This is a genomic window from Streptomyces sp. NPDC001515, assembly GCF_053597115.1.
Map to the genome: position 1 here is coordinate 47,878 of NZ_JBSFHN010000005.1, position 20,683 is coordinate 68,560.

15 protein-coding genes and 1 pseudogene are annotated in these 20,683 nt (G+C 68.9%); 8 read left to right on the forward strand and 8 right to left on the reverse strand.

The genetic code is table 11. The annotated features are described in order from the left end of the window. The first annotated feature begins 135 nt into the window (after positions 1-135). The 3 genes from ACWCXC_RS07980 to ACWCXC_RS07990 all read left to right on the forward strand — a co-directional run bounded on the left by ACWCXC_RS07980 (position 136) and on the right by ACWCXC_RS07990 (position 2,609). A complete protein-coding gene (locus ACWCXC_RS07980; protein ID WP_450887338.1) occupies positions 136-1,035 on the forward strand; it encodes a universal stress protein in 900 nt (299 codons plus the stop codon). Positions 1,036-1,162: 127 nt separating this feature from the next. Then, positions 1,163-1,816, forward strand: a complete 654-nt coding sequence (locus ACWCXC_RS07985) for a CBS domain-containing protein (protein WP_450887340.1) — start codon at positions 1,163-1,165, stop codon at positions 1,814-1,816. Between the two features lie 100 nt (positions 1,817-1,916). Next, on the forward strand, positions 1,917-2,609 hold the full coding sequence (locus ACWCXC_RS07990) for a response regulator (RefSeq protein WP_450887342.1): 693 nt from the start codon (positions 1,917-1,919) through the stop codon (positions 2,607-2,609). Between the two features lie 52 nt (positions 2,610-2,661). Here ACWCXC_RS07990 and ACWCXC_RS07995 read toward each other — a convergent pair whose 3' ends face one another. Then, on the reverse strand, positions 2,662-4,395 hold the full coding sequence (locus tag ACWCXC_RS07995) for a GAF domain-containing protein (RefSeq protein WP_450887344.1): 1,734 nt from the start codon (positions 4,393-4,395) through the stop codon (positions 2,662-2,664). Between the two features lie 663 nt (positions 4,396-5,058). On the opposite strand from ACWCXC_RS07995, the gene ACWCXC_RS08000 reads away from it, so the two are divergent. Then, positions 5,059-6,048 carry an Acg family FMN-binding oxidoreductase gene (locus ACWCXC_RS08000; RefSeq protein WP_450887346.1) on the forward strand — a complete coding sequence of 330 codons (990 nt, stop codon included), beginning with the start codon at positions 5,059-5,061 and terminating at the stop codon, positions 6,046-6,048. Between the two features lie 51 nt (positions 6,049-6,099). Here ACWCXC_RS08000 and ACWCXC_RS08005 read toward each other — a convergent pair whose 3' ends face one another. From ACWCXC_RS08005 to ACWCXC_RS08015, 3 genes are read right to left on the reverse strand one after another with little or no spacing between them, the layout of a single operon-like run. Continuing rightward, positions 6,100-8,493 carry a glycoside hydrolase family 65 protein gene (locus ACWCXC_RS08005; protein ID WP_450887348.1) on the reverse strand — a complete coding sequence of 798 codons (2,394 nt, stop codon included), beginning with the start codon at positions 8,491-8,493 and terminating at the stop codon, positions 6,100-6,102. Beyond that, positions 8,490-9,260, reverse strand: coding sequence for an HAD family hydrolase (locus tag ACWCXC_RS08010; protein WP_450887350.1), 771 nt, complete (start codon positions 9,258-9,260; stop codon positions 8,490-8,492). The genes ACWCXC_RS08005 and ACWCXC_RS08010 overlap by 4 nt, the downstream gene beginning before the upstream one ends. Continuing rightward, on the reverse strand, positions 9,257-10,336 hold the full coding sequence (locus tag ACWCXC_RS08015; protein ID WP_450887352.1) for an alcohol dehydrogenase catalytic domain-containing protein: 1,080 nt from the start codon (positions 10,334-10,336) through the stop codon (positions 9,257-9,259). The genes ACWCXC_RS08010 and ACWCXC_RS08015 overlap by 4 nt, the downstream gene beginning before the upstream one ends. A gap of 244 nt (positions 10,337-10,580) precedes the next feature. Between ACWCXC_RS08015 and ACWCXC_RS08020 the strand changes: the two genes are divergently transcribed. Beyond that, positions 10,581-11,930 carry an MBL fold metallo-hydrolase RNA specificity domain-containing protein gene (locus tag ACWCXC_RS08020; protein ID WP_450887354.1) on the forward strand — a complete coding sequence of 450 codons (1,350 nt, stop codon included), beginning with the start codon at positions 10,581-10,583 and terminating at the stop codon, positions 11,928-11,930. 65 nt (positions 11,931-11,995) lie between these two features. Further along, positions 11,996-12,646, forward strand: coding sequence for a CBS domain-containing protein (locus tag ACWCXC_RS08025; RefSeq protein WP_450887356.1), 651 nt, complete (start codon positions 11,996-11,998; stop codon positions 12,644-12,646). 407 nt (positions 12,647-13,053) lie between these two features. Here ACWCXC_RS08025 and ACWCXC_RS08030 read toward each other — a convergent pair whose 3' ends face one another. Further along, positions 13,054-13,959 carry a universal stress protein gene (locus ACWCXC_RS08030; protein ID WP_450887358.1) on the reverse strand — a complete coding sequence of 302 codons (906 nt, stop codon included), beginning with the start codon at positions 13,957-13,959 and terminating at the stop codon, positions 13,054-13,056. Positions 13,960-14,140: 181 nt separating this feature from the next. On the opposite strand from ACWCXC_RS08030, the gene ACWCXC_RS08035 reads away from it, so the two are divergent. Continuing rightward, positions 14,141-15,025: a universal stress protein gene (locus ACWCXC_RS08035; protein ID WP_450887360.1), complete on the forward strand. Its 885-nt coding sequence runs from the start codon at positions 14,141-14,143 to the stop codon at positions 15,023-15,025. Between the two features lie 66 nt (positions 15,026-15,091). On the opposite strand, the gene ACWCXC_RS08040 is transcribed toward ACWCXC_RS08035, so the two are convergent. The 3 genes and pseudogenes from ACWCXC_RS08040 to ACWCXC_RS08050 form a co-directional block, all read right to left on the reverse strand. Next, entirely contained in the window at positions 15,092-15,772 is a 681-nt protein-coding gene (locus tag ACWCXC_RS08040; RefSeq protein WP_450887362.1) for a helix-turn-helix domain-containing protein, read from the reverse strand. Positions 15,773-16,014: 242 nt separating this feature from the next. Then, positions 16,015-17,413 (reverse strand): annotated as a pseudogene (locus tag ACWCXC_RS08045) (MFS transporter). Between the two features lie 534 nt (positions 17,414-17,947). Further along, entirely contained in the window at positions 17,948-18,364 is a 417-nt protein-coding gene (locus ACWCXC_RS08050) for an NUDIX domain-containing protein (protein ID WP_450887364.1), read from the reverse strand. A gap of 595 nt (positions 18,365-18,959) precedes the next feature. Here ACWCXC_RS08050 and ACWCXC_RS08055 point away from each other — a divergent pair. Then, a complete protein-coding gene (locus tag ACWCXC_RS08055; protein WP_450887366.1) occupies positions 18,960-20,453 on the forward strand; it encodes an NUDIX domain-containing protein in 1,494 nt (497 codons plus the stop codon). Positions 20,454-20,683: the final 230 nt, after the last annotated feature.

The window sequence follows — 20,683 nt, forward strand, 5'->3', positions numbered from 1 at the left end:
CGGGAACGGCGCCGCAGAAGGGACGAACGGGCCGGGCCATGACCTCGACGGCTCATGCGCCGGGGCTCCGCGCCGCCTCATCGTGGAGGAACAAGGCACCACGACCGTACTCGGAGGTGCGCTGTGCCACGCCCCGTGACCGTCGGCCTGAACGGAACACCGGCAAGCCTCGCCGCCGCCTTCTGGGGCGCCCGCGAGGCAAGCATCAGGCACCTTCCCCTTCGCCTGGTCAGCGCCTGGGAATGGCAGCCCTACTCCCACGCCCCACTCGCCGGAACCGAAATGCCGGAGCAGTGGTCGCGTCGCCTGCCCGGGGAAGTCGCCGCCCAGTTGGCGCCTCGATTTCCCGACCTGGAGATAGGTACGCAGCAGCTCACCGGGCCACCCCCCGAGATGCTGTGCAGAGAGGCTGCCGAGGCCGAGCTGTTGGCCATCGGGACCGCGGGCGTCGGAGCCCTTGTCGGCTTCGTCATGGGATCCGTCGCGATGGCGACGGTCGCCCACTCGCACCGGCCCGTGGTGCTCGTGCGGCCGGAGGCACGGGTGCAGCCGCGCGACGATGGAGGCCTGACGCAGCGCGTGCAGGACGAGGGGCGACGGGACATCGACGGACCGGTGGTGGCCTCCATCGACCTGGGTCCCGCCACCGATGGCGTCCTGCGGTTCGCCTTCGAAGCGGCGTCCGTAAGCTGCCGAAACCTGCGGGTCGTACACAGCTGGAACCCTCCGGTGGGCTACGTGCAGGACATAGGCGGAGGCCTGCTCCGGCGAGCCGATAGCGCAGCCGAAGGAGCGAACATGATGCGCTCCCTGCTGGAGTCGGATTCGAAGAAGCACCCGGACGTAACCGTGATTCAGCACGAGGAGATCGGATCGCCCTCGCGCCGCATCGTCGAGGCCGGGGCCTCAGCGTCGCTGGTCGTCATCGGCAGGCGAACGAAACGATATTGGCCGCGGAAGCCGCGGATCGGGCATGTCGCCCACGCGGTTCTGCACCACTGTCCGGCCCCGGTCGCAGTTGTTCCGCAGGACTGATCACGCGCCCATCCGGTCCCCTTCGGGGAAGAACGGCCCCTGTCTGTGCCCATGTCCGCCGTCCGAAGCTGGAGGTGCAGCGCTTCCGCACAGATGTGGTACGTACGACCGAGACCTGGAGGAGCGTGTGAGTGATTCTCCGTACACCGTCAGCGACGTCATGACCCACACCGCCGTCGCGATCGGCACTCGTGCACCGTTCAAGAAGATCATCCAGCTGATGACCGAGTGGAGGGTCAGCGCCCTGCCCGTTCTCGCGGGCGAGGGCCGTGTCGTCGGTGTGGTGTCGGAAGCCGATCTCTTGCCGAAGGAGGCGTTTTCCCGGAGTGAACCCGAACACCCCGGGCACCTCGACGAGAGCTCGAAGGCGGGTGCGGTGCTGGCCGGGGATCTGATGTCGAGTCCTGCCGTGACGGTTCACCCGGACGCGACGATCGCCGAAGCCGCTCAGATCATGGCGCGCAAGCGGGTGAAAAGGTTGCCCGTGGTCGATGGCGCTGGACTGCTGGAAGGAGTGGTGAGCCGAGGAGACCTGCTCAAGGTGTTCCTCAGACCGGACACGGAACTCGCCACGGAGATCCGGAACAGCGTGCTCGGGCAGATCTCACCACCGCTTCGGATCGATGCCGCGGTGCAGGACGGTGTCGTCACTCTCAGCGGCCCGCTGCAGGACAGGTCCCTGGTCCCCCTGCTGGCCCGAGCTGTCCGGGCTGTCGAAGGCGTGGTGGACGTACGTATGGATCTTGACGAGAACCCGCCGGGCGCCTCGGCACGGACATAGCGCCGCGGCGGGGTGCCAAGCCTTCCCGAGTGCGCCGGTCCCGTCCCTGAGACAATGCCCGTAGGAGGGGCAGAGAGCCGACCGACCTCCAGGGGCGCACATGTCCGATACATCGACCGTCCCGGCCGAAGCGCCGGTCCGCGTCTTTCTGCTCGACGACCACGAAGTGGTCCGCAGGGGACTGCGCGACCTTCTGGACTCCGCGCCGGGGCTCGAAGTGATCGGCGAGGCATCCACCGCCGCCCAGGCACTGGCCCGTGGACCTGCGCTCAGGCCCGATGTCGCCGTGCTCGACGTCAGACTTTCCGACGGGGACGGGATCACGGTGTGCCGGGAACTGCGCTCGCGCATGCCGGACCTGGCGTGCCTGATGCTGACCTCCTTCGACGACGAGGACGCCCTGCTCGACGCGATCATGGCGGGTGCCGCCGGGTACGTGCTCAAACAGATCAACGGCTCGGAGCTGGTGACAGCCGTTCGGACCGTCGCGAAGGGCCAGTCGATGCTGGATCCCGAGACCACCGCCCGGCTTTTGCGCTCCGTAAGGGGTCCCGAGGCCGGCAGCACCCCGGAGGACGAGAGGCTCTCCGGGCTGTCCGACCGGGAGCGTTCGGTTCTCGACCTCATCGGCGAGGGACTCACCAACCGTGAGATCGCCAAGCAGCTGTATCTCTCCGAGAAGACCGTCAAGAATCACATCTCCCGGCTCCTTGGGAAACTGGGAGTGGAACGCCGCGTTCAGGCTGCCGTCATCGCCACGGAGGTGCGGGAGCACAGGGCGCAGGAGAAGTGACAGGTTCCTGACGCCGTAGAGCATCAACCGTTCGGACGAAGGCGCATGCCGTTCAGCCGTCCTCCGGAAGCAGCGGGACCCGCCACTCCAGCACCGTGCCACCGTGAGGCTTCGGGCGCCGGCTGACGGACAGAGCCCCGCCCAGCCGCTCCGCCCGCTCGGCCAGGTTGCGCAGACCGCTCCGACGGATTCCCTCGGGCAGCCCGACGCCGTCGTCGGTCACGGTCACGGTCAGCATTCCGGCATCCGCGACGACCGCCGCCTCGACCTGAGTCGCCCGCGCGTGACGAGCGACGTTGCTGAGCGCCTCGCCGATGACCGCGACCACGTGATCCGCCACTTCTTCGGCCACCTCCGTATCGATCAAGCCCTCCATCCTCACGGCCGGTGCGAACCCCAGGGGCCGCCGCGCGTCGTCCACTGCCCGGAGGACTCTGGATCTGAGCTTCGGGGGGCCTCCCGCCGTCTCGTGTTCTCGAAGGCCGAAGATGGTGCTCCGGATAATCTTGATGGTGGCGTCCAGGTCGTCGATGGCCCGGTTCAGCCTCTCGGCACCTTCGGGGTGCTCGACGAACGGACGGGCACTCTGCAGCGTCATGCCCGTCGCGAACAGGCGCTGGATCGCCAGGTCGTGGAGATCACGAGCGATCCGGTCACGGTCCTCCAGGAGACTCATCTGTTCTGCGTCCCGGCGGCGGTCGGCCAGTTCGAGGGCCAGGGCTGCCTGCCCGGCGAAGCTCGGCAGTGCGGTGACCTCCGCACCGGTGAAGACCGGTCTGCCGCGATGTCGCGCGAGGACCAGAACCCCACTCAACTTCTCCTTGGTTCCGATGGTCACAGCCACAGCGGGCCCGAAGCCCTGCCATCTCTCCGGCTGCTGCGTGATCCTGGCATCGGCTTCGACGTCCGCGACGGTGACGAGCCCGTCCCCCGCGAGCGCCTCAGCAGCGAGCGTCCCCTGGCAGTTCGGCAGAACGATGCCTCGATGCGCCTCGGCCCCCTCCCCCAGAGCGATCGATCCGGCCAGCTCCCCGTTCGGCCCGACGAGATAGAAAGCTCCCAGATCGGCACCGACGATGTCCACGGCCTGTTCCAGCATTCCTTCGAGCACCTCGGCCTCGGCGGCACCGGACAGCAGCGCGCTCGTGAAGTCCGAACTGGCGGCCAGCCACTGCTGCCTGCGCCTCCCCTCCCCGTACAGGCGGGCGTTCTCGATGGCGATGCCGGCTGCCACGGCCAACGTGGACACGACGGCCTCGTCCTCCTCGTCGAAGTCCAGCGCCCCCCGCTTCTCTGTCAGGTAGAGATTCCCGAAGACCTCGTCCCGGACCCGGATGGGCACGCCGAGGAAGGAACGCATGGGCGGATGATGGGCCGGGAACCCGTACGAGGAAGGGTGCTCCGAGAGCTCTCTCAGCCTCAGTGGAACCGGGTGCCGGATCAGTTCACCAAGGATCCCGTGACCGGAGGGGAGAGCGCCGATCTGTTCGCGCACCTCGTCGTCGATGCCGACGGGAAGAAACTCGGCGAGCCGCTCGTCGTTCCCGATCACCCCCAGGGCCCCGTACCGTGCGTCGACCAGACTGACGGCGGCCTCGACGATCCCGCGCAGAACATGTGGCAGATCGAGTTCCCTTCCCACCGACATGACCGCGTCGAGCAGTCCGTTCAGGCGGTCCCTGGTTCCCCGCACCTCATCGATACGGCCCTGGAGCTCTGCCAGAAGCTCGTCGAGTCTCAGACGCGGAAGCCTGGCCGCCGAGTCCTCATGGTCACCCCGCCCCATGGGACACCTCCGCCGACAGATGAGGCCGGACAGCGCGGATACGCGCGTGCTCCCAACCTAAGCCCGACCGCCCGTCGGATCATCTCGGGCGTGCCTCGCGTCACTCCGGGTGACGCATGGCATCGGGGAGCGAGGAGTCCGCGCACGCGTATCTCGGCCTCACCCGGCGGGGATGGTGATCACCCGACAGTGAGCTCGGTGCGGGCCGTGCACGACGGAGGCGACGCGCGCTCCGCGGTATCCGCCCCGCCCTCCGCGTCCCGCACCCGTCCCCTGTCCGGTACGGCGACGAGGCCGACCGAGGGATGCCGCGAGCCCATGAGCGGGAGCATGCCTCGCGGCCCCGTGCAGGGTGTGCGGACGGCCGGGCCGTGGGCCGTCCGCAGGCTTTCGGTGAATGCCGCGCCCGGTCGGGGCGAGAAGAGGTACCAAAGGCTCCTTCCTGCCCCGGCCGTGCCGAAAGGAACCACCGCAACGCGACCTTTCGGTCCGGGCGACGGACCGTTCGGCCTCTCCTGCGTCCGGCGTTTCCGTCGGACGCTGGAGGTGAGAAGGGGTGCTCATGCGCAACCAGTACCTCCATGAACCTGTCGGTCGGCTTCTGTTCCTGAGGCAGACCCGCCCGTGAAGCCGATAAGCACATAGTGAGAACAGGACACCCCCATGTCTACGGCCAAGGACGACGCGGCAGTGGTGACGGCGCTGGTTGAGGACGCCGTGACAGCACCGTCCATGCACAACGCCCAGCCCTGGAAGTTCGTCTTCTCCTCCGGCACGGGAGTACTCGCCGTTTACGGCGACCCGGTCCGGGCCATGCCGGTCGGCGACCCGGAGAACCGCGGACTGCACCTGGGGTGCGGAGCCGCGCTCTTCAATCTTCGCGTCGCTGCGGCCCACCGCCGCTGGGCTGCCCGACTGAAGCTCCTTCCCCACTCGTCGGATTCCTGGCATCTGGCTGATGTGTTGCTTCAGGAGACCGACTCCCCCGAGACGGAGTTGTCAGCGCTCCATCCGGCCGTACGGCAGCGTCACACGAGCCGGTTCCCCTTCTCCGACGAACGAATTCCGACGGCGATACTGGACGGGCTCTCCGCAGCGGCGCAGCTGGAAGGGTGCCTGCTCACTTTCCCGGGAGCCTGGCACACGGAAACCGTCATGGAACTCGTCCACGACTCGGAGCTCTTCGAATCGGCCAGTACCTCGATGCGTGAGGAGATCGCCGCCTGGACACGCACCGGCAGGGCGGGTGACGGGCTGAGCACCGACGGGATCCCCACGGCCGCATTCGGCCCGCGGCAGTTCGGTGTCAGCGCTCCCACGCGGGACTTCGATACTCTGCACGGCGAGCCGCACCGCGCCGAAGCCGTCTTCGAGAAGCGACCCCAGATAGCGCTGCTGGGCACGGTGAAGGACAGGCCCGTGGACTGGCTGCGGGCAGGCCAGGCCCTTCAGCACGTACTTCTGAGGGCCACTCTGGATGGGCTCGCGACCTCGCTCATGTCGCAGCCTCTCGAGTGGCCCGAACTCCGGTCCTTCGCGCGCGACCCCGGCTCCGCCGCGGGCTTCGTCCATATGCTGCTCCGGCTCGGCTACGGCCCGTCGGGAGCCGTCACACCGCGTAGGCCGGTCGACGAGGTCCTGACCATCAGCTGACACCGTACCCAGGACCCGCGGGAACAGGCGCCAGGCGCTCTGCGTCCGGCGTCACGGGAAGCGGAACCACCGCTCTTCCCCGGCCCTCACCGTCACGCGTCGCTCCGCGGGAAGCAACACGACGAGCGGCCCCAGCGAAGAGGCGGGGACACTGATGCCGATCCGGCCGGACTTCATCCGGATCCGAATACCACGATGTCCGTGAAAACAGAGAGTGAAGGAGAACCGGGGGATCTCCGGCAGCACCACGGGATCTACGCGAAGCCCTTCGGATCCGGCCTCCAGACCGGTCACCCCACGCTGGACCATGTCCAGAGTGCCTGCCATGGCACCCAGGTGTACGCCCTCACCGGTCGTACCGCCCTGCAGGTCCGCCACGTCGCTCAGCAGCGCTTCCTCCACGTAGTCCCACGCTTCCGGACCCTTCTCACGGGCGAGTACCCAGCCGTGGACAAGGCTGCTGAGCGTCGAACCGTGGCTGGTTCGCCTCGCGTAGTACTCGACGGTCTCGCGCCACACCTCGTCGTCCAGCCGGTATCCGAGTCTGGCGAACAGTGCGGCAAGGTCGGAAGGCCGGAAGAGATATCCGAGCATGAGAGTGTCTGCCTGCTTGGACGCCTGATACCGGTTGACCGTGTCTCCTTCCGCCTCCAGGATCCGATCCAGCCTGCGGATGTCCCCGTAGCGGCGGCGGTAGTGCGCCCAGTCCAGTTCTTCGAGCAGGCCGTAGCCGTCGAACTGGCTGACGACGCCTCGGTGGAAGGGGACGTACATGCGGCGGGAGATATCGTCCCAGTGGTCACGTTCGGTGCCGTCCAGGAACAGCTGCTCCATCAGTTCCCGACGCCGCGCCTCGGGCAGTTCGTCGAGCAGGTCGAGGCCACGGGCCATCACCCACGCGGCGGTCACGTTGGTGTAGGCGTTGTCGTCTATGCCCGCGGTCGGTGCGTCCGGATAGGCGTCGTGGTATTCGTCCGGACCGACGACTCCCTGTAGCCGGTAGCGCCGCCGGCCCTCGTCATAGGTGGCGGAGCCTGCCCAGTAGCGGGCGACCTCCAGCAGGATCTCCGCCCCGGCGGAGTGCAGGAATCCGCGGTCGCCCGTGGCCTGCGCGTAGCGCCACACGTTGAGGGCGACGGCCGACCCCACGTGTCGCTGGAGGTGGGAGTGGTCGGGCAGCCAACGGCCCGATCGGGGGTTGAGGTGCAGCGACTGGGTCTCCTCGCGCCCCGAAGCGGCACTCTGCCACGGGTACATGGCCCCTGCTTCCCCGGCTTGTCTCGCCGCGGCCCGGGCTGCGGGCAGCCGGCGGTGCCGGTACATGAGCAGCGCCCGGGCGACCTCGGGAAAGTGCATCGTCACGTAGGGCAGTACGAACAGTTCGTCCCAGAAGACGTGCCCCCGGTACGCCTCGCCGTGCAGCCCCCTGGCGGGCACGCCGACGTCCAGCTCCGCGGAGTGGGCCGAAAGCGTCTGCAGCAGGTGGAAGAGATGCAGGCGCAGAACGTGCCCCGTTTCTCCGGGCACGTGCAGCTCGGCCTCGTGCCACAGCCGCCGCCAGACGGACCGGTGTGAGCTCAGCAGGGCGGAGAAGTCCGGTGCGTGCGCCACGTCTTCCACGGCGGCTGCCAGGGGGTCGCTGGCCGGACGGTCGCGTGAGGTGCGCAAGGCCACGGTCTTCACGACAGCCGCAGAGCCGCCCGGAGTCACCGGAAGCACATACCGCTGCACTGCGGTGGTCGCACTGTGGTCGTCGACGGCCTGTGCCGAAGGGACGGTCTGAGTGCGCGCTGCCAGCGCGATCCGGACATCTGATTGGAAGGTCCGGCAGGTGAGCCACGCGATCCGTTCGGGCTCCGTCCCGGTGCGGTGAGCCCTCAGGTGGTTCCCGTCGAGCTCGCGGTAGCGCTCGACGCCGGCATTGCTCACGGCGCCGTCGAGAACCGATTCGACTTCGAGTGCCCCCTTCCAGCCGTAGGCCCGGAAGATACTGCGTTGTGCGGCGAGTCGCGGGTTGCCCATGTGGACGATCCGGTGGTGGGTGACGCGCAGACCACGGCCTTCGGCGTCCTGGAAGAACAAGCGGTGGGTGAGAGTCCCGGCACGGAGGTCGAGGCTGGCGTCGTACCGTTTCAGGTCCGCGGAGTCGGGGGTCAGCCACTCGCCGGGGGCGCCTTTGTCGGGCAAACAGCGGTAACGCAACAGCGTCCAGTTCGGCAGGTTGACCATGTCTTCGTTCTGGACCTGCCGACCGGCCACCACGGAGGTGAGGCGGTCGTAGCACCCTGCAAGATAGGTCCCGGGGTAATGCGCGCTGTCCGCACGGCACTCAGGAGCGGAGCCGCGGGTGGCGAATCGTCCGTTGCCGAGGGTGCACAGAGCCTCGGCAACCTTCTCGGTCTTGGGGTCGTAGGCGTCGTATTTCCAAGTCCAGGCCGCTGTCATGGAGGTACTCCTGGCAGGTCCCCGATCAGTTCGGTCAGGTCTCGCACGACAAGATCGGCGCCCCGACCGGCCAGCGCGGACGCCCGGCGGGGGTCTGCCGTGCGGTCCACTCCCACGACGAGAGCGAAGTCTCCGCGCCGTCCGGCCTCGACTCCGGCAACGGCGTCTTCCACCACCGCAGTGTTCCCCGGGTACGCCCGCAGCCGCGATGCCGCCTCCAGGAACAGGGCTGGATCCGGCTTGCCGGGAAGCCCCAGCCGTTCCGCCTCCCCGCCGTCTACCACGGCCGCGAAGCGACGGCGGATGCCGGCCGACTCCAGGAGTTCCGTGGCATGTCGCGACGCGGATACAGCGGCACACATCATGCCGCTCCCCCTCAGAGCGTCGAGTGCCGGGACGACGTCGGGGAAGGACGCCACTGCCCTCGATCGAACCATCTGTGTGAACGCCTGCTCCTTACGCGCGGCGACTGCCCACACGCTGGCACAACCGGGCGGGTCGTCGGCGTTTCCGACGGGCAGTGCGAGACCTCGGGCCTCCAGGAAGGCGCGGGCCCCGTCGAACCGCGCCTTACCGTCCACGAGCCGCCTGTACTCCCCGTCCGCGTCGAAGAACGGCTGCCTGTTCTCCCCGGATGCCAGTGCCTCCAGACAACCGTCGAAAGCGGTCTTCCAGGCTGCGGCGTGCAAGGACGCGGAGTCGAGCAGCACACCGTCCGTATCGAAGGCGACCGCGCGCACGTGCGAGGCACCGCGGGAACTGCTCATCGGCCGGCCGGGGCGGGTCGGCTGACCGCGTTGTGCTGCGCATCCCCGAGGGCCACCTTGAGTGCTCCGGTGTCGGCCGCACGGCCGAACACGTCGTACGCCTCCTCCATCTGTCCCAGTTCGAACCGATGGGTGACCAGCCCCGCCGTCGGGAGCCTCCCGGCCGCCAGCAGGCGCAGCAGCATCGGGGTGGACGAAGTGTCCACGAGACCGGTGGTGATGGTGACGTCCTTGATCCAGAGGTCTTCCAGGTGCAGGACGGCCGGCTTGCCGTGCACACCGATATTCGCGACGCGGCCGCCCGGCCGGACCATGCGCGTACACATCTCGAACGAGTCCGGGACTCCCACCGCCTCGATGACGACGTCGGCACCCAGCCCGTCCGTCAGGTCCGCCACAAGCTGCACGGGGTCCTCGTCGGCGCGTGCGGTCGCCTCCGCACCCAGGGACCGTGCAGCGGCCAGTCGCGCTTCCGCCAGGTCCACGACGATGACTCGCTCGGCCGAATAGAGACGAGCGGCGACCGTGGTCGCCAAGCCGATGGGACCGGCGCCCACCACCACGACCGTGTCACCCGGGCGTACCGCCCCGTTGAGGACGCCCACCTCGTAGGCGGTGGGGAAGATGTCGGCCAGGAGTACGGCGTCGAAACTGTCGACGGAGCTGGGCAGGGGGTGGACCGAAAGATCGGCGAAGGGCACCCGTACGTACTCCGCCTGTGTGCCGTCGATGGTGTGCCCGAGCACCCATCCGCCTCCGCCCCGGCATTGCCCGTATCTGGCCTCACGGCAGAAACGGCACCGCCCGCAGGAGGCAATGCAGGAGATGAGCACACGATCGCCGGGGCGGACGCTCCGTACGTCACCCCCCGTCTCCACGACGGTGCCCACGGCTTCGTGGCCGAGCACGCGCCCTGGCTCCACCTCGGGCACATCACCCTTGATGATGTGCAGATCCGTCCCGCATATGGTCACCGCGTCAACCCGCACGATCGCGTCGCCGGCGTCCTCGACGTCCGGATCCGGCACGTCGTCCCATTCGATGTGGCCAGGGCCGCGGAAGAGGAGTGCCTTCATGACGTGGCCTGCTTCCTGTCTCTCGTCAAGAGGTCACGGCCAGATTCACCCTTGGCCCCGGGAACGCGCATGGGCCGACCGGTCCCCAGGAGGGCCCCTGGGGACCAGTTCGCTCCGTTTCGCCGGATGCGACGGTGGAGATGCCCACTCAAGCCAAGGGGTGCCCATGTCCCCAGCGATTCCTCCCCCCGTCCGCACAGTTCCCCGGCCGGCGCTGCTCACGTTCCTCGGTGGTGTGGGCACCGTGACCGGAAGCAAGTTCCTGATCGAGGGCGACCGCTCCCGCATTCTCGTCGACTGCGGCCTCTTCCAGGGCTTCGCGGACCTGCGGCGCCGCAACTGGGGAAAGTTCGCCCGGGAAGCACGCGACATCCACGCCGTCGTCGTCACCCATGCACATCTGGATCACTGTGGCTACCTGCCCAGGCTCGTACGGCAAGGATTCAGAGGACCGATTCTCATGAGCGCCGACAGCGCCCGCCTTGCGGCAATCGTCCTGCGGGACAGCGCCCGCCTCCAGATGGAAGCCGCCAGGAACGCGAACGAGCACGGCTGGTCGAGGCACCACCCGGCCGAGCCCTTGTACGACGAGGCCGACGTGGAGAAGACGCTGACGTACTTCGACCCGCTGCCTGTCGGCAGCGAGACCGAAATCGAGGCCGGCACCCGCGTGACCCTCCACCGTGCCGGTCACATTCTCGGCGCTGCCTGGGCTCATCTCACTCTGGAGGACGGACACAGCCTTGTGGTATCAGGAGACCTCGGCCGTCCGGGACACTCTCTCCTCCTGCCCCCCGAGCCGTTCACCGGGGCCGACGTGCTGCTGGTGGAGTCCACCTACGGCGACCGTCGCCACGACCTGGAAGGCGGCCGGTCCGACTTCGCCTCGGTTATCGACCGCACCGTGTCGCGTGGAGGCACCGTGGTCATTCCGGCCTTCGCGATCGACCGCACGGAAGTCGTCCTTCACGAACTTGCCAGGCTACGCGGCACCGGGTTGCTGCCCGGATCCGTGCCCGTCTTCGTCGACAGTCCCATGGCCCTGGCCGCCTTGGACGTGTACCTGGACGCAGTGCGCCGCCGCTCCTCCGAGGTGCGACCCGAGGTGCTGGACCAGGGTCCGAGGTCCCTGAGCCCGGAACCGTTCCTGGCCGCCCGGACGGTGCGGGAGTCCATCGCCATCAACAGGGCGCGAGGGCCGTGTGTCATCGTCTCGTCCGCGGGCATGGCAACGGGCGGCCGCGTCCTTCACCATCTCAGCCGGCTGCTGCCGGACCCCCGCAACACTGTGGTCGTCGTGGGCTTCGCCGCGGCCGGCACCCGGGCCAGAGACCTGGTGGACGGCGCACGCGCTCTCAAGATGTTCGGTGAGTACGTTCCCGTACGCGCCGAAGTGGCGGATGTGCCGCACTTCTCGGCCCATGCCGACGCCGGTCAGATTCTCGACTGGCTGCGCGGTGCCCCGCCCCCGCACACCACCTACCTCGTTCACGGCGAGGAGGCGTCGTCAGAGGCACTGCGCGCCCGCATCGACCACGAGCTGGGCTGGACCGCCGTCGTCCCCCGCTCAGGTGAAGCGGTCCTGATCCGATGACGATCGCCCCTGGCCTCACAAAACACCGTCCGTCGGCCCCGTCGGCGCCTCTGAAGGACACCACCATGGCCACACGCCCGTACAACGTCGCCGACGTCATGACGAAGAAGGTCGTGGCGGTCGCGCCAGGCGCCGGATTCAAGGAGATCGTCGAAACCATGGCCCGGTGGAAGGTCACCGCGCTCCCCGTTCTCGAAGATGATCACCGCGTCATCGGGGTCGTCTCTGAAGCCGACCTGCTCCCCAAGGAAGAGTTCCACGACCGAAGTCCCGGACTCATCGAGCAGATGCGCCGCCTGGGAGACACGGAGAAGGCGGGCTCGCTCTGTGCCGGAGACCTGATGACCAGTCCGGCCGTCACCGTGTCCCCGGACGCCCTTCTTCCGCAGGCCGCCCGTCTCATGGCAACCCACCACATCAAACGCCTCCCTGTCGTCGACATGGACACACTCGCCGGCATCGTGAGCCGGTCCGATCTGTTGAAGGTGTTCCTTCGACAGGATTCCGAACTCGCCGCCGACGTGCGGCATCAGGTCATCGAACGTCTCTTCCCCCTGCCCTCGGCAAACGCCCGGGCAGATGTCACCAACGGCGTCGTGACCCTGTCCGGCGAGGTGCACGACCCGACTCTCGTACCGGTGGCAGCCCAGTTGGCGCGGGCCATTGAGGGTGTCGTGGACGTGCGGTGCGAACTCACCGTCGCCGAATCTGCCTGAAGCAGCTCACCGGTGAATGCGGTGCCGCGCGCGTAGCAATTCGTCCGTGCCCCACACTAGGACGGCAAAGGCCGCACGCAGGACGACGACGTCCTGGGGGAGCGATGCCGTGCCGGATGCCGCGCTGGGGGCACGTAGACAAATAGGGCGGTGAAGGCCGACGCGAAGGCAATGCCCGCCAGCAGCCGTGGGCAGAGGGCGGCCGGACGGGGTGCGCACGTCGAGCGGTGAGGGCCTGCGCGGACCTGGCCTGGGTACGGAGACCCGGATGCGTTCCATGTGACCTGCCTCGTCGAGGCTGTGGACCGCGGCCCCTTGCCCCGCAGCACCGGGAGCGCCGCGGGCGGGGAGCATGCCGGTTGGTGGGGAAGCGGGCGTGGGCACGTCGTCGCGCACGAGTGAGACCTTCACGGCTCGTCACCCGCCGGCACGAAGTCGGGAGGGATGATCTCGATGGGACAGCGACCGTGGTGCAGCAGCGCATGGCTGACGCTCCCCAGGGCGGGCCCGCTCCGGAACACCCGATGCCTGCTGCCCATGACCAGCAGGTCGGTGTGGGCCGTGGCCTCGACGAGAACGCCGGGCACGCTGGTCGCGGTCTCGACCCGATGGGTGACCGTGAGGCCGGGGCAGCGTGCCCGGACGCGATCGGCCATGGCGGCCACCTCGTGCACCCTCTGCTCGGCGATCCCGCCGACATCGTCGAGCATGGTGGTGACGTTGCCGACGTGGGCCAGAAGGTTGCACACGCTCAGCAGGCATAGCGACGCCCGGCGAACCTGCGCCTCGGCGGCCGCGAACATCAGCCAGTCAAGATCGGACGCGCTGTACACGGCACCCGTAATCGCCCCCGTCCCGGCCCGGCCGCACTCACCTCGCACGACAATCACCGGAACCTTCGTCCGCGAGGCGACGCCCAGACTCACGGACCCGAGCAGTAGAGCACCGAACCCTCCCAGCCCTCTGCTCCCCACCACGATCGTTCCCTGGTTTCCTGCAGCCGCGTAGAGTCCGGCCACCGGCTCCTGCCGGCTCAACTCCTTCGTCACGGGCAAGCCGGGGAATTGTTCAGCCACGGCATCGGCGGTGCCCGCAAGCAGGTCTCGGGCCTTTTCGCGCGACGCCCGGATGGTGCCGGCCGACGAGAGGATGGCGCGCCGATCGGCGTCGCTCGCGTGAACGATGTGCAGCGGACTTCCGCGACGGTCGGCCTCCGCGGCCGCCCACAGCGCCGCTGCCCGTGCTTCCGGGGACGCGTCGACGCCGACAACCACGGCACCGAATTGCGGGACGCCGGTAGAGTCGCAGGTCATGGCTTCTCCTCGGGAGCGGCCCAGAGCTACCCCGCCACCCTCGCACCGACCGGCAGCTCACGAGGAGGGGCCCTTCGGCCCCGATCGAGACCTGTCGGCCCTCCTCCTGCCGGCATCGCCGGAGCGACGCTTTATCCATGCGTGGTTCCTCATCCGAGCCCGGGTTCGAGGAGGCTCAGTCATGACTCGTCACGTCGCCGTCGGAGTGGACGGCTCCACCGAGAGCACTGCGGCGGTCGGCTGGGCAGCCAGCGAGGCTGCGCTCCGGGAGGTACCCCTCCTCCTTGTCCACGCGGAGGAGACGCCGGCCGGCCCCGAGACACCAGCGGCTTTCGCCCGCGCGCAGGCCGAGCGGACCGACAGCCTCCTGGGCGACGCCGCAGACGGAGCCCGCAGACGGCACCCCGGCCTTGAGATCATCAAGAACGTCGCACAGGGCCGCGCCGCCGACGTACTCACTGCCGCCGCGAACAGTGCTGAGGTGATGGTGCTGGGCTCACGGGGTCTCGGCAGGGTCGCCGGATTCCTCGCCGGCTCAGCCTCGCTCCCCGTGGTCGCCGCATCACGCCAGCCGGTGATCCTCGTGCGGCATCCAGGCTCCACGGAACCGCCATCACCGGGTGAAGGCCGCGACGGCACGGGCTCGGGCATCGTCCTGGGACTCGACATCCGTCATCCGTGCGACCCGCTCATCGCCTTCGCTTTCGGAGAAGCCTCGCGCACGGGCCAGGAGCTCCGGGTCGTGCACGGCTGGTCCCAGCCGGCCGCCTACGGATATGCGGCCATCATGGACCCGGGCATCGGTGTGGAACTCGAGCAGCGCGTCACCGAAGGCCTCGCGGACATGATTCGGCCGTGGCGGTCGAGATTGCCTGAGGTCACCGTGTGGGAGAAGACCGTGAACGGACCCGCAGCCGCCGAGCTGCTCCACGCCTCGAGCGATGCCGCTCTGCTCGTCGTGGGGCGCCGTAGCCGCAGCACGCCCACGGGGCTCCGCCTGGGCCACGTGGCCCAGGCCGCCATCCACCACAGCAGCGCACCGGTCGCCGTGGTCCCGCACGAGTGAGTGCCCGGCACGGTCAGGACGGGGCCCGTGCCCGCGTTCCCGCCTCGGACGTCCCGTGCCCGCTGCTCAGCAGTCATCACCTGGAGCGCCGCTCACGATGATCCGCCGACCGGTGACGCGTCGCGGCGAGAGCATCATGACATGGTCGCGCCCGTCTCCTGCCCAGGGTGACGAGTAGGCGGACTCTCTGAGCCGACGAGCGACTTGCTCGTCCACCACACCGTGAACGGGCCCCACGAGCAGCACGCTCCATCCTCTGCTGAAGGCGTCGTCGATGTGATCGGCCTCGAAGGCGATCTCTGTGCCCTCGGCCATGGCGAGGGAGGAATGCTCCGCCGTGCTGAACATGATCTCGCCGTCCAGCACCTGATAGTTCACCGGGAACACGACCGGCCCGTCCGCGCCGCCCAGAGCCACCCTCCCCACGCCGTGGTCGCCGAGCAGGGCCCAGGAGTCCGACGCGTCCAGTTCCACCATTCGGGCTCGCCCAGCCGCTCTGGCAAGCCCTGCCGGCAATTCCCCGGCCGCGCCCGTCAGCTCCTCGACCGTTGTTTCGAGGGCGTTGGCCAGCCGGAGGAGAAAGCCGATGCCGGGTGACGTGGAGGAGTACTCCTCCACGTACTCGATGTAGCCGGGCGCCGCTGCTGCCCGCAAGGCGACCTCCTGCCTGGACAGGCCGAGCTGCTTGCGACGCGTGGCAACACGTCGGCCGATGTCGCCTCTCGCCGAGTGCGGTTGTGAGGGCATCCCCGGAGCTCCCTGTCCATCGACACACGTCGTACGAGTACAGAACAACGCTAGCGAGAGTCGGAGCCACGCGCAGTCCGGGGCAATACCCTGTCCGTCTCGACCGAACGGGCGAGGCGTCAAGGCTGCTGCTCGGCTGACGGAGCCGAAATCCTCGATGCGGGATCCGGTGTCACCCGCGCTTCGCACGCGGGAACGCCACACGGCAGGATCGGGACAGCCCCGTTCCCCATGCCCTGCGGCTACGACTCCGTCGAACGCGGCTGGGTGCTCGGGGTTCGCGGGGTGAAGAGGGGTGCCAGGAGAGCAGCAGAGGCGAGGATGGCGAGTGCGGCACGTAGACCGTCGATCCTGGCCTCCCTGTTCGCACCGTGTACCGCACGCGCCACGTCCTTATCGAGCCGGCGAGCGCCGTACCGATCGAGGCCCCGAGGTGGGTGACGGCGTTCTGCACGCCGCCGACTTCGGCGCCCTGTGCTTCAGGCACCGCGGACACGGTGACCGACACGAGCTGGGACGCCGGCGCGCCCATGCCGAGCCCGATCAGCAGAAGAGGGACGGTGACGATCTCCGCACCGGCACCCGCATCGAGTGCGGCCATCAGGACCAGCGCGCCGGCGAGCAAGGCAAGGGTCACGAGCCGCACGACCCGGCGCGGTGAGACGTCCGGGAAGAATCGCGGGATCAGAACGGCTGCCGCCAGGAGTGTCACGGAGAGCGGCGATGCGGGCGTCGGCCGTGAGCGCGGAGAGGCCCAGGGCGATCGGCAGGTAGAGCGGCACGACAAAGAAGACGCCCGTCTGAACGAGGTACTCGAAGAAGAACATGGTCAGTCCTCCGGCGAGCTGCTTGTTGTGCAGCATGCCCGGATCAATGAGCGGCTCCCTGCCCAGCTCCGCGAGCCAGGCCCACGGCGCAGGAAGAGCCGGATCAGCAGCAGACCGGCCAGCATCAGCCACACGACCAGCGACACCCCGAGCCACGACGCCGCGCCCGGCTTCGGAGGGAACCAGCGCCATTCGTCCGAGCGCAGCACTCCGTAGACAAAGGCACCGAGTCCGAGCGCGGACAGCACGGCGCCGACAAGATCGACGCGCGGGCGCTCGCCGACCGGTGCATCGGCGATGCGGCGGGCGCGCACGAGAATACCGATCACCACCACGACCTCGCCGGCGAAGACCCAGCGCCACGAGAAGTACGTGGTCGCGACGCCGCCATTGAGCGGACCGACCGCGATGGCCACCGCCCCGCGGCAGCGACGAGACCATGGGCGGCCGACCCGCGTTCGGCGGCGAAGTTGCTTGCCACGAGCGCCACGATCGCGGGCAGGATGAGAGCCGCTCCGATTTTTACGAGGAACGACCAGCCGAGCAGCAGCACGGACATGTTCGGCGCCAGCGCCGTGGCGAGCGATCCGCAGCCGTAGACGGCGCTGCCGACCATGAACGTTCGCTTGCGGCCGGTCAACGCCCCTACCTTGCCACCGGGGATCATCAACATCGCCATCACCAGGGTGTAGGTCGTAATCGCCCCCTGGACGCCTGCGACGGTCGTCCCCACGTCCTCGGCGACCGTCGCGATGGAGACGTTCATGACCGAGCTGTCGAGGGCCATCAGGAACTGACCGGCCGCGAGTGTCATCAGGACGATGCGGACCGTTGACGCACTCTTGGAAGTGCTTGCCAGGGGCGCATCGTGCCAGCCGGCGCGGGATGAGCCCCCTCGCAACCCGCTCCGGAGATCCGCCGACCGGCGGAATGCCGGTCGCCTCAATGTCCGTCTCGGGCGGAACGGCGAAACCTTGGGGTTCTCACACGTGCCCGGGACGGCCGGTTCCCGTGCCGCTCCCTGAGATTGTCAGGGCCCACGCTGACCACGCGCCGACTTTTCTGACGCCTCGCCCGTTGGCTCCGACGAAGCCGCGGTGCTGAGTCCCCTGGTGCTCCGGGCGTTTGCGCGGTGCCGCTGACTGCCGACGATGGCGACCCCGCTCACCACCCCGCTGGCACCGGGCTCCGCACGCTCACTCGCGCCCTCACGGGCGCGCCGACCGCCCTGCTCGCCGCATTCTCCGCGCCCGAGCAGGAGAAAGGCCGCAGGGCACGGGATCCCGGCCCGACCCGCACTGCTCCCGCCCGATCGACCTCGCCACCTGGGGACAATGCCTTCGCCGTTCTAAAGGCCGATTGCGCTCTTGGGCCCCATGTAGGACCCGGCGCCCGGGAATCCTTCGCGGCACAACGTCGCAAACCGTGGACTGAATCCCAGGTCCGGCAGGCGGGTGAGCGGCACCCACTGGACCTTCCGGATCGGAGACGTGTCCGCGTCCCGCGCGACCGCGCCGATCTGCCCGCCTGTGCGGCGGGCCTCGAAGGTGATGTGCACGACGTGAGCCGAGGGCACGTCGCAGACATACAGCAGTCGGCCCACGTCGACGTGGAGGCCGGTCTCTTCCAGCATTTCGCGGACCAGGGCCTCTGCGAGGGTCTCCCCGTCCTCGACCTTGCCGCCGGGCAAGGACCACGTCCGGTGGCCTTCCGTGTCCTGGTCGAGGAGCAGTACGGCGCTGTCCTCGATGAGGATGCCTGTCACGCGTGTGTGGATCCGGCAACGGTAGTGCCGTCCAGCTCGCCCCCCCCCGGGTGAACATCGCGACCGCCTCGTGGCTCATGAGGTCCTGGCGCCGCGGATAGCCGCTGCGGCGGCGCCGGCTGTGCCCGGACCGTTTCGGGCCTGTGCGCCCGGACCGGCGTCGGGCCAGTGCGCGTGTATCGCGCAAGCCCCTGATCGGGTGCCCCAGGTCGCCAACCACTCGAACGTGTGAGTTCAGAAGTGACCAGGCAGGCGTCACTTACCCAGGAGGCAGGATCGCATTCACGTTCGAGATATTCACCCGTCCGAGGCCGTTACGACTCCGAAGTCGGCGCGTTCTTAGAGCACCAGTACCAACTAACAGCCCGGCGGAGGACACACCATGAACACTGACCCCGTCCTCACTTCGTCGCCCCGGATTCGAACAGCGACGGCCGTCCATGGTCGCCGCCGAGCTCGAAGCCGGTCCCTGCCCCTCCTCGGACCGTCCTGCCTCCGGCGCCGTCGGGGCCGGCAGTCGCCCGGCACGGAGCCGTCATAGGCGGGCCCGCCGCAAGGCAGGCCCCTCGCTCCCAGCCCGTTCGTCCGCCCCCCCATGTGTCGAGGTGATCACGTGCCGCCCTTCCCTTCTGATGTCCGCGCCACTATCGAGGCCTATCTCAGCCGTCATGCCGAGGAACGAGGCTCCTTGGAGGGTCTGCTGGCTGTCCTCGACGCCGGCGAGGCGCCGTTCAGCCGCGCCATGCCCGGCCATGTGACCTGCAGCGCCGTCGTCATCGACCGCGACCGCCGGGTACTGCACATCGGTCATCGGGCGACAGGGCTGCTCCTGTGTCCGGGAGGCCACGTCGAACGGGAGGACCGCACGCTGCTCGCCGGTGCGCTGCGCGAGGTGATGGAGGAGGCGGGAATCGCTCCGGGGGCCCTGTGCCTGACCCCGCAGCTGCGGGACGCACCGATCGACATCGACGTGCACGACATCGCCGCCGACGCCGCCAAAGGTGAACCTGCTCACCAGCGCTACGACTTCCGCTACGTCTTCTGCCTCGCCGAGGAGGAGCCGCCGGTCATCATGCTGCAGGACGAGGAAGTGTCCGGCGCCCGGTGGGTCCCGTTGCCGGAGATCACCTCAACGACACTGCGTGCCAAGCTCCTGCGGGCCGGGGTGGACGGCCGGCCGGAACCGGTGAACGCGTCCGCGATCATCCACGACGGCCACGGCCGGTACTTACTTCACCTGAGGGACGCCAACAAGCCGGACATCTGGGAGCCGGGGTGCTGGTCGTTCCTCGGCGGCGGCCGAGAACCGCAGGACCGGACGCTGCTCGACACCGTCCGCAGGGAGTTGCGAGAGGAAGCCGAGCTCACGGTCGCCGGCCTGGAGCCGTACGCCATCGAGTGGGCCACCGGCATCGACGGGACGCGGGTGCCCGTGCAGGTCTTCACCGGCCGGTGGAACGGGGAGCCGGACCGTCTGCCGCTCACCGAAGGCGTGATGGTCGCCTGGGTGCGCCCCGAGAAGTTCCCGTACATGACGATGCTGTCTTCAACAAGGAACCTCCTCCAGCGGCACGCCGCCGAGCACCCCCCGACCGCCCTGGCCGCCCCAGTGGGTGCGGTCGCGACCGCACCGGCCGGGTCGCCACCGGGGACCGTTCCGAACGTGGTCGGCGTCCACCTCTATCTGGAACGCGACGGCCAGGTCCTGCTGGGGCTGCGCCACCCGGACTCCGCCTTCGCGGGCAGCACATGGCACCCGCTCGCGGGTCACTGCGAGGCGGAATCGGCGACCGCCTGCCTCGTGCGGGAGGCGTACGAAGAGGCGGGGCTCGTGATCGACCCGGCGGACGTCGAGCTCGTGCACACCGTCCACATGGTCAACCGGCCGGGCGCCACGCCCCGGATCAATCTGTTCTTCCGCGCCCGGACTTGGGAGGGCGTGCCCGAACTGAAAGAGCCGGACACGTGCGTGGCCTGGCAGTGGTGGAGCGCCAAGGACCTGCCCGAGCCGATCGTCCCCTACGCCCGCACCGCGATCGAGGCCGTCGCGGCGGGCCGGGCCTACAGCGAGCTGGGGTGGGATCAGTGACCGGGTTCGAATCCAGGGTCACGTATCGCGCCCGCTCCCCCATGGTCGGCCGGCTTGCGACGGACGGCCCCCTGAGCGACACCGGCACGCACCGGTCACCGCGCCGGAACACGGCGGGACCCAGCAGATCGCGTCCGGGAGCGGTCCGCGCGCCCTGAGGTGGGTTCTGCCTCCGCTCGCGCCGGTGCCCCGCCAACCCGCCAAACCCTGCCCGACAGATCATCCGACGG